6 protein-coding genes and 3 pseudogenes are annotated in these 8,131 nt (G+C 70.1%); 6 read left to right on the top strand and 3 right to left on the bottom strand.

Features of this window, described 5'->3' with window-relative positions; genetic code table 11:
* Positions 1-324: pseudogene (locus ACWF94_RS26365) on the top strand (transcriptional regulator); the annotation flags it as partial.
* On the opposite strand, the gene ACWF94_RS26370 reads toward ACWF94_RS26365, so the two are convergent.
* Both ACWF94_RS26370 and ACWF94_RS26375 read right to left on the bottom strand, forming a co-directional pair.
* Entirely contained in the window at positions 277-1,587 is a 1,311-nt protein-coding gene (locus tag ACWF94_RS26370; protein WP_453493389.1) for an MFS transporter, read from the bottom strand. The pseudogene ACWF94_RS26365 and the gene ACWF94_RS26370 sit on opposite strands and share 48 nt — an antisense overlap.
* Positions 1,584-2,738: a sulfatase gene (locus tag ACWF94_RS26375; RefSeq protein WP_453493392.1), complete on the bottom strand. Its 1,155-nt coding sequence runs from the start codon at positions 2,736-2,738 to the stop codon at positions 1,584-1,586. Before ACWF94_RS26375 ends, ACWF94_RS26370 begins: the two co-directional genes overlap by 4 nt.
* A 187-nt stretch (positions 2,739-2,925) precedes the next feature.
* Here ACWF94_RS26375 and ACWF94_RS26380 point away from each other — a divergent pair, with 187 nt between their 5' ends.
* From ACWF94_RS26380 to ACWF94_RS26400, 5 genes and pseudogenes are all read left to right on the top strand, one after another.
* Entirely contained in the window at positions 2,926-4,590 is a 1,665-nt protein-coding gene (locus tag ACWF94_RS26380; protein ID WP_453493395.1) for a B12-binding domain-containing radical SAM protein, read from the top strand.
* A 3-nt stretch (positions 4,591-4,593) separates the two neighbouring features.
* Positions 4,594-5,625 carry a sulfotransferase family protein gene (locus ACWF94_RS26385; RefSeq protein ID WP_453493398.1) on the top strand — a complete coding sequence of 344 codons (1,032 nt, stop codon included), beginning with the start codon at positions 4,594-4,596 and terminating at the stop codon, positions 5,623-5,625.
* The gene (locus ACWF94_RS26390; RefSeq protein WP_453493401.1) at positions 5,622-6,365 is read left to right on the top strand and encodes a class I SAM-dependent methyltransferase; all 744 of its coding nucleotides are present in this window, start codon (positions 5,622-5,624) and stop codon (positions 6,363-6,365) included. The genes ACWF94_RS26385 and ACWF94_RS26390 overlap by 4 nt, the downstream gene beginning before the upstream one ends.
* Before the next feature lies 1 nt (position 6,366).
* Positions 6,367-6,900, top strand: coding sequence for a rubrerythrin family protein (locus ACWF94_RS26395; protein WP_453493404.1), 534 nt, complete (start codon positions 6,367-6,369; stop codon positions 6,898-6,900).
* Positions 6,897-7,946 (top strand): annotated as a pseudogene (locus ACWF94_RS26400) (ATP-binding protein); the annotation flags it as partial. The gene ACWF94_RS26395 and the pseudogene ACWF94_RS26400, both read left to right, overlap by 4 nt.
* On the opposite strand, the pseudogene ACWF94_RS26405 reads toward ACWF94_RS26400, so the two are convergent.
* Positions 7,932-8,131 (bottom strand): annotated as a pseudogene (locus ACWF94_RS26405) (adenosine deaminase); the annotation flags it as partial. The pseudogenes ACWF94_RS26400 and ACWF94_RS26405 overlap by 15 nt on opposite strands.

The following is an 8,131-nucleotide window of genomic DNA, read 5'->3' on the forward strand; positions in this document are numbered from 1 at the left end:
GGAAACGCAGAAAACAACGCACCGGGCAACAACACCGGCATCAACACCGGCGGGGACAACGGCACCTACGGCACGCCTCGCGCCGAACGAGGCCGGTTCCTGCTCTCGCTGCGCACCGATCCGTCGTTGCGGTTCTCCGAGATCGGCCGCGCGCTCCTGCGGCTGCTCGACGCCAACACCCTCGACGCCGCGCAGTGGAACCGCCTCGCCGCCGCCGTCCCCCAGCGCTGGTCACCGGTCGTTGCCGACCTCGCCATGGACTGCGCGGCCGACTGGTCAGCGCTTGCCTGCCAGGTCCGCGGCCAGGTCCGCGTCAGCGCGTGAGTCCGGCGCGCACGCCACGGCGATCGCCGCCGCCAGCTCGACCACCGCGAACAGCGCGATCACCGGAAGCAGCGCCGACGAGCCGTCGGTGATCGCGACCGCGATCAGTGGCAGGAAGCTGGAGATCGTGACGCCCACCTGGTAGGTCACGGCGATCGCGGAGAACCGCACCATGGTCGGGAACAGGTCCACCAGGAACGCCGCCAGGCCACCGTAGATCGCGCCGTGCGCGATGGTCAGGGCGGGGATGAACACCAGGGCGGCCAGCGTCGGATCACCCGAGGTCAGCCAGGCGCCCGCCGGGAGCATCGCCACCACCGCGACCGCGTAGCCGAAGATCATGACCGGCCGGCGGCCGAACCGATCGGACAGCGCGCCGAACACCGGCAGTGTCACGCACTCTCCCAGGGCCGCGATCATCAGCCCGGTCAGCACGGTCGACCGCACCTCAGGACCGGCCTTCGCCGCGTGCGCCACCAGGAACACGGTGAACATCGCGATCACCGACCCGGTGCCGAGCGAAGCGAGAATGCCGATCACCACGCGGCGCGGCCACCGCCGCAGCACCATGATCACCGGCACCCGGGCGGCGGGGTTCTCCGCCCGGCCGCGCAGGAACTCCGGTGTCTCCTCGACCCCCAGCCGGACCCAGATACCGATGCCGACCAGGACGCTCGATGCCAGGAACGGCAGTCGCCACCCCCAGGTCAGGAAGTCCTCCTCGGGCAGCTTGGAGATCAGCACGAAGGTCAGGTTGCTGCCGAACAACGCCACCGCGAAGCCCATCGCGGGCCAGCTGCTGAAAAAGCCCCGCCGTCCGGGCGGGCCGTGTTCGGTGCTGAGCAGCACCGCGCTTCCCCATTCGCCGCCGATGCCGATGCCCTGCGCGACGCGCAACGTCACCAACAGGACCGGCGCGAGGACACCGGCCGTGTCATAGGTGGGCAGCAGGCCGATGCCGAACGTGGCGATGCCCATGACGAGCAGCGTCCACACCATCATCGCCTTGCGGCCCACCCGGTCGCCGAAGTGGCCGAACAGCAGGCCGCCAAGCGGGCGCGCGACGAACCCGGCCGCATAGGTGGCGAACGACGCGAGCACACCGCCGGCAGCCGACGATCCCGGGAAGAACAGCGGGCCGAACACCAGCGCGGAGGCCGTCGCGTACAGGTAGAAGTCGTACCACTCGATGGCGGTGCCGATCGTGCTCGCGACCAGCACCCGGCGGACCGAACGAGGCGCCGAGGTAACCCCTGCTGTCACGCGTCCTCATCGGATACGAGGACCCGCCCGCCGAGTTCGTTCGGATCGGCGGCGAGGTCGTAGGCCCACACCTGCCGCCCGTCCGCCTCCCAGATCACCTTCCGCGCGTCCGCCCGCACCGCGTGCAGCGCCTTCAGGTCCGGGTACTCGTCCGAGGCGGCGGCCCGCTCCTGCGGGAAGTAGGTCTCCGAGTACGCCTCGCGGGACGCCCCGGTGCCGTCCGCGAAGAACTCGGTCAGCGAGGCACCGTCCGACGACCGAGGGGCAAGACCGAGCTGGTCGAGCACCGTCGGCATGATGTCGACCAGCCGCACCTGGCTGTCCACGCTCATCCCCACCGGCACCCCGGGGCCGCTGATGATCAGCGGCACGTGCTGGGTCGCGTCGAACAGCAGGCAGCCGTGGCCCTCCTCGTACGGGTGGCCGAGGTCGCCGGCATGGTCGTTGGGGTACCACCCGGCCAGGTCCTCGCCGTGATCGGAGAAGCACACCACCAGCATCGATTCGATGTCGTGGCCCATCTCGGCGATACGGCGCAGCAGGAGCTGGACGTAGTGGTCGGTGTAGGCGACCTCGCCTTCGTACGGGTTCGCCACCTCGACGCCGACATCCTCCGGCGGCTCGTACGGCCAGTGCGCGTCGAAGAAGTGCGCGAACAGGAAGAACGGGCCGTCGCCGTCCAGCGACTGAAGCCAGCGGGTGGCGCGTTCGACCACCAGCGGCGCGCGCTTGAGCGCCAGCCCGCGCAGCTTCACGTCGCCGACCGACAGCGGGTCCCGGCCGTCCGGCAGCAGCGGTATCTCGTCGTCGTAGAAGTCGAACCCGCGGTCGATCCCGTACCACTGGTTCAGGCCGGGGCAGGACACCACCGCGCCGGTCGTGTACCCGGCCGCCGACAGGCACTCCGCCAGCGTCGGCACCCGCTTGTCCAGCGCTTCGCGGAACAGGTGCCTGACTCCGTGGCGGGGCGGCTGGAGCCCGGTGAACACCGTGGCGTGGCTGACCGGCGTCAGGGGGCACGACGAGATCGCCTGCGTGAAGCTGACCCCGTTCGCGCGCAGCCGCTCCACGCCGGGGTACTTCCCCGAATAGGCCACGTCGGCGCGCACGGTGTCGAGGGATATGAACAGGATGTTCGGCTGTGGGGTCACCGGGGTTCCTCTGTATTTCTCTGTCGACGCCAGCGGCACCGAAGGCTAACAACGGGCTCCCCGCGTACGACAACGACGAACAGGGCCGTTTGAACACCAGTGCTGAACAGCACATCCCGCCACTACAGTTACCTGGCGGAGCGTCCACGACCGTGACGCGAGGACCGTGACGCGAGGGAGAGTTCACATGGCGCGCAAGTTATCCCTGGCCCTGGAGCTGTATGCCGACGCGAACGGCACCGTCGACCAGCGCTACATCGAGCAGATGCGCAACCAGGACGCCGAACCGGTGTCGACCGATCCCGCCCTGCCGAGGTTCACCCTCATCGTCGGGCCCTCGCCGTTCACCATGCCGCGCGGCTGGGAGTTCTTCCTCACCTCACCCTACGAGGGTGCGACGTACATCTCGACCGTGCTGCACAACGCCGGGTACCCGGTGCGCATCGTCGACGTCCGCTACACCCCGAACCCGCTGCAGGCGGCGTACGACCAGATCATCGAAGGCACCGATGTGCTCGGGGTGTGCACGTTCGAGGACAACTTCCCGTTCTGCCGCGAGCTGATGGCGATGGTCCGCGAGTCGCACCCGGACATACCGATCATCTGCGGCGGCTCGCTGGTCACTTCCGTTCCGTCGGTGTTCATGTCGGACACCGACTGCGACATCGCGGTGATCAGCGAGGGCGAGATCACCATCCTGGAGCTGATGGAGAGTTACGCCCGCGGCTCGTGGCAGCAGGATCTTCCGAACGTCAAGGGCATCTGCTACCGGGACGAGAAGGGAAACACGCGCCGTACGCCGCCGCGCGGCCAGATGATGGATCTCGACGCGCTGCCCAGGATGCGGCTCGACCTGTGGCCTCAGTCGCGGTCGCCGCTCGGCATGCAGCCGCAGGTGATCTCGTCCTACAGCCGCGGCTGCAAGATGGACTGCTCGTTCTGCTACCGCACCACCCCGCAGGTGCGGGCGAAGTCGCCGGAGAAGATGGACCGCGACCTCGACTGGCTGAAAACCCAGTACGGCGTGGATTTCTGCTTCTTCGTCGACCTCACGTTCAGCTCGCACCGCGGCCAGACCATCGAGATGTGCGACGTGATCTCCCAGCACGATCTGCGGTGGACCTGTCTGACCCGGTGCGCCGACATGGACGTACCGCGCATCGACGCGATGCGGGAGGCGGGCGCGGACATCATCCTGTACGGCGTCGAGTCGCTGGGCCGCGAGGTGTTGCGCGAGGCCCGCAAGGGCAGCAGCGAGAACCTGACCGTCCGCGCGATGCGCACCACGTTCGACGGCGGCGTGCGGTTCGGCTCGCTGCTCATCGTCGGTCTGCCGAACGAGACCGAGGAGTCCCTGTCGGACATGGTGCAGTTCGCCGAGCAGTACAACCATGTGACCCGGGTGAAGTACCTGTCGGCCATGCCCGGTACGACGGTGTACCAGGACGCGCGGCGGAACAAGGTGATTCGCTCCGAGATCGACCACCTGAACTGGCTGTCGGTCGAACAGGCGCTGCACGAGGACGAGTTCCTGAACGTGAGCGGGCTGCCCGAGCGGGTCTGCCGGGACGCGTACAAGCGGGTGTACGACGCCTATCAGCCCGGCCCGGTGATGGACTTCCAGCACTGGCCGGAGCACTTCCAGTACTTCCACCCGCAGCCGGCCGACGGCACCGAGCGGTCGACGTCGTACGCCGGGACCGGCTGGCGTACGGAGTGGAGTTCCGCCGCCGCGCCACTGGTTCCCGGTTCCGAACAGTACACATTGGACAAGGTGGCCGACCCGGAGGTGGCCGCGGTCGGGAGCACTCTGATGGACTGCGGCGCGAAGAAGCTCGCGGCCGGGGTCTGACCGGTGTCCACTCAGGACGGCCCGATCCTGATCATCGGGACCGAACGCTCCGGGTCGAACCTGCTGCGGCTGGTGCTCGACGCGCACTCGCGGATCGCGGTCCCGCACCCGCCGCACTTCATGCGGTACCTGTCCGGCATCCCGTACAACGGTGATGTCGACGCGATGGTGGGCGACGCGATGTGGTTGCTGCGCGACCACATCCACCCGTGGCCGCACGTGATCGACCGGGCCGCGGTGACCGAGGCCGCCGTGAGTGGAAAGGCGCCGTCGCTGTTCGGGGTGGTGTCGGCGATCTACGACCAGTACCGCGTCGCGGAGGGCGCGGCCCGGTGGGGGTGCAAGAGCACGTTCATGGTCGAGCACGTCGACGAGGTGCTCGCCGAACTCCCGGACGCGCGGTTCCTGTGGCTGGTGCGGGATCCCCGCGATGTGGTCGCGTCGGCGAAGCGGGCCGTGTTCGGCTACTGCCACCCGTACCGCATGGCGCTGCGGTGGACGGCCGAACAGGAGCTGGCCCGCGCGGCCCGGGAGCGGTGGGGGCCGAGTGTGGTGCACCTGGTGCGGTACGAGGACCTGGTGTCCGCGCCCGACCGGGAGATCCGGGCGATCTGCGACTTCATCGGTGAGGCGGTCGAGCCGGCGATGCTGGCGCACCACCTCAGCGGCAACGCCCGGGTGACCGCTTCGCTGTCGGCGTCCTGGCGCACGGCGGGCGACCCGATCACCACGGCCCGCATCGGCTCCCACCAGCGAGGGCTGTCCGACCGGGAGCGGCGGCAGGTGGAGAGCGTGACCGCGCGGACGATGGAGACCCTTCGCTACCCGTTCGACGGCGCCTCGCTGGACGAACCGGCTCCCGGTCCGCTCGGCGTCGCGCTGCGCGGGTTCGCGGTGCGGCTGGCGGTGGAGGCGCGATCGCTGTGCACCGACCGCAACCACTTCCGGCGCTGGCGGCGCGACGTCACCGTCCGCCGGCTGCGCCGCCGCGCGACGCCGGGCCGCGCCCTGGTTCTGGCAGGAGAGAGCAGATGAACGAAACGGGAAGCGTCCGCACACACTTCGCCGACCGCGCGGGCACCTACGACCGGTCCAGTTCGTGGTGCACCGACGACGCGCTCGGCGAGCTGATGCGGTCCATGGCCGCGCCCCAGCCGGGCGACGCGGTCCTGGACGTGGCATGCGGCACCGGACTGGTGTCACGGCTGTTCGCCGGGCGGGTGCGGCGGCTGGTCGGCGTGGACATCACGCCGGAGATGGCCGAGCAGGCGCGCGACATGCTCGACGAACTGGTGATCGCCCCGGCGGAGGAACTGCCGTTCGCTGACGGCACGTTCGACATCGTGGTGTGCCGCCAGGGGATCCAGTTCATGACACTGCCGGACGCGGTGCGGGAGATGGTGCGGGTGACCCGGCCGGGTGGGCGGATCGTGCTGAGCCACCTGTGCGCCTACGGGGACGACGACCGCGACGAGTACTTCGAGATCCTGCGGCTGCGCAACCCGGCCCGGCGGCACTTCTTCCGGCCCGGCGATGTCGAGGCCCTGCTCACCGGCGCGGGGTGCGACCCGGTGCGCTCGCAGCGGTACGTGTCGGTGGAGGACGTGGACGTGTGGTCGGACAACGGCGCGATCGGCGAAGACGCGCGGGAGGCCATCCGGGACCGCTATGGGCGGGCGTCACCCGCGTTCCGCGCACGGCACGCGGTGGCCGAGGCGGGCGGGCGGATCACCGACCACATGCTGTTCGTCGTCGCCTCGGGAACGAGGGTCTGACATGGAAGCCACGGCAGACACAGCAGATACGGCAGATACGGCAGACACGGAAGCCATGGACGACACGGCAGCCATGGAAGACACAGCACCGGACCAGTCCCTCGCCGACGGCGTACAGGCCGCGTTCCGCGCCGAGGCGGCCACCGCGGCGCGGTACACCTACTTCGCACGGGTCGCCGAGATCGAGGGTCACACCGAGGCGGCCCGGGTGTTCGGCGAACTTGCCGAGAGTGTGGCCTGCGCCGCCCACGGGCACCTGGATGTGCTGCGCGACCTGCTGGGCGGCGACGATCCGGGCACCGGCCGCGCGCTCGGCGACACCCGCCGCAACCTCGCCGCGGCGATCAGCGGCGACCTCGGGGAGGCCACCGAACGCTACCCCGGCCTGGCCGCGCGGGCGCACACGGACGGAGTGGCCGATCTGGCGAGCTGGCTGGAGACACTGTGCACATTGAAGAAGACGCACGTGGACCGGCTGGAGCAGGCCCTCACCGGGCTGACCGAGCCGCGGTTCGCCGGGAACGGAGCGCCATGACCACCGACTACACCGCCGAGGCGATCACCGTCTACTCCGGGCTTGAGGCGGTGCGCCGCAACCCGTCGATGTACGTCGGGTCGACCGGCTCGGACGGCGCCCACCACCTGGTGCTCGAACTGATCGACAACGCCGTGGACGAGGCCGCCGCCGGGCACTGCGGCGCGATCTCGGTGGAGTTGCACGGCGACGGCTCCTGCTCGGTCACCGACGACGGCCGGGGCATCCCCACCGACCCGCACCCGGAGGCCGGGATCCCGGCGTGTGAGCTGGTGCTCACCACGCTGCACTCGGGCGGCAAGTTCGACCACTCCTCGTACGCGACCTCGGCCGGGCTGCACGGCGTCGGCCTGGCCTGCGTGAACGCGTTGTCGGAGTGGTTGCGGCTGGACGTGTGGCGCGACGGCGCGCACCACAGCGAGTCGTTCGCCCGGGGCTCGGTCGAGACCCCGCTCAAGCGGGTCGGCGACAGCGACCGCCGCGGCACCCGGGTGTGGTTCCGCCCGGACCCGGAGATCTTCTCCTCGGACGTGCTCGACGCGGACCTGGTGCACGCCCGGCTGCTCGACATCGCGTATCTGCACCCGGGCCTGCGGGTCGATCTCACCGACCACCGCACCGGGCGGCACGAGTCGCTGTGCGAGACGACCGGGGTGCGGGGCCTGCTCGCGTACCGCGCCCGCGACGCCGAGAAGGTGCACGCCGAGCCGGCCACCATCACCTGGGCCGGGGACGGGTGCGTGATCGACGCCGCCGTCCAGTGGACCGAGGGGTACGCGGAGCAGATCTTCAGCTACGTCAACACCATCCGCACCGACCTGGGCGGGTCGCATGTGGACGCCCTGCGGGGCGCGCTGGCCGGGGTGGTGGCCGACCACCTCGGCCCGTCCGCGGACAAGATGACCGTGGTCGACATCCTGGAGGGGCTGACCGCGGTGATCGCGATCCGGATCCCGGACGCGCGGTTCGACGGCCAGACCAAACGCACCCTGCGCAACGACGACGCGGGCGCCCGCGTGTTCGACGTCGTCACCGAGCAGGCGCGGTGCGTACGACGTCGGGTCGACCTGGATCTCCAGCCACCCCGACCCGTCCCGCAGATCCTCCTCCGCGGCCTCCCGCACCAGTCTCTGAATGTCCTCCGGCTCCTGGAGGCACGACCGCGCCGCGTCGTACAGCCGCTGGAAACGGAACCAGCCCCGCTCGTCGGTCGCCCGCAGCTTCGGCGCTG

The sequence above is a fragment of the Streptomyces sp. NPDC055078 genome (genome assembly GCF_053607985.1).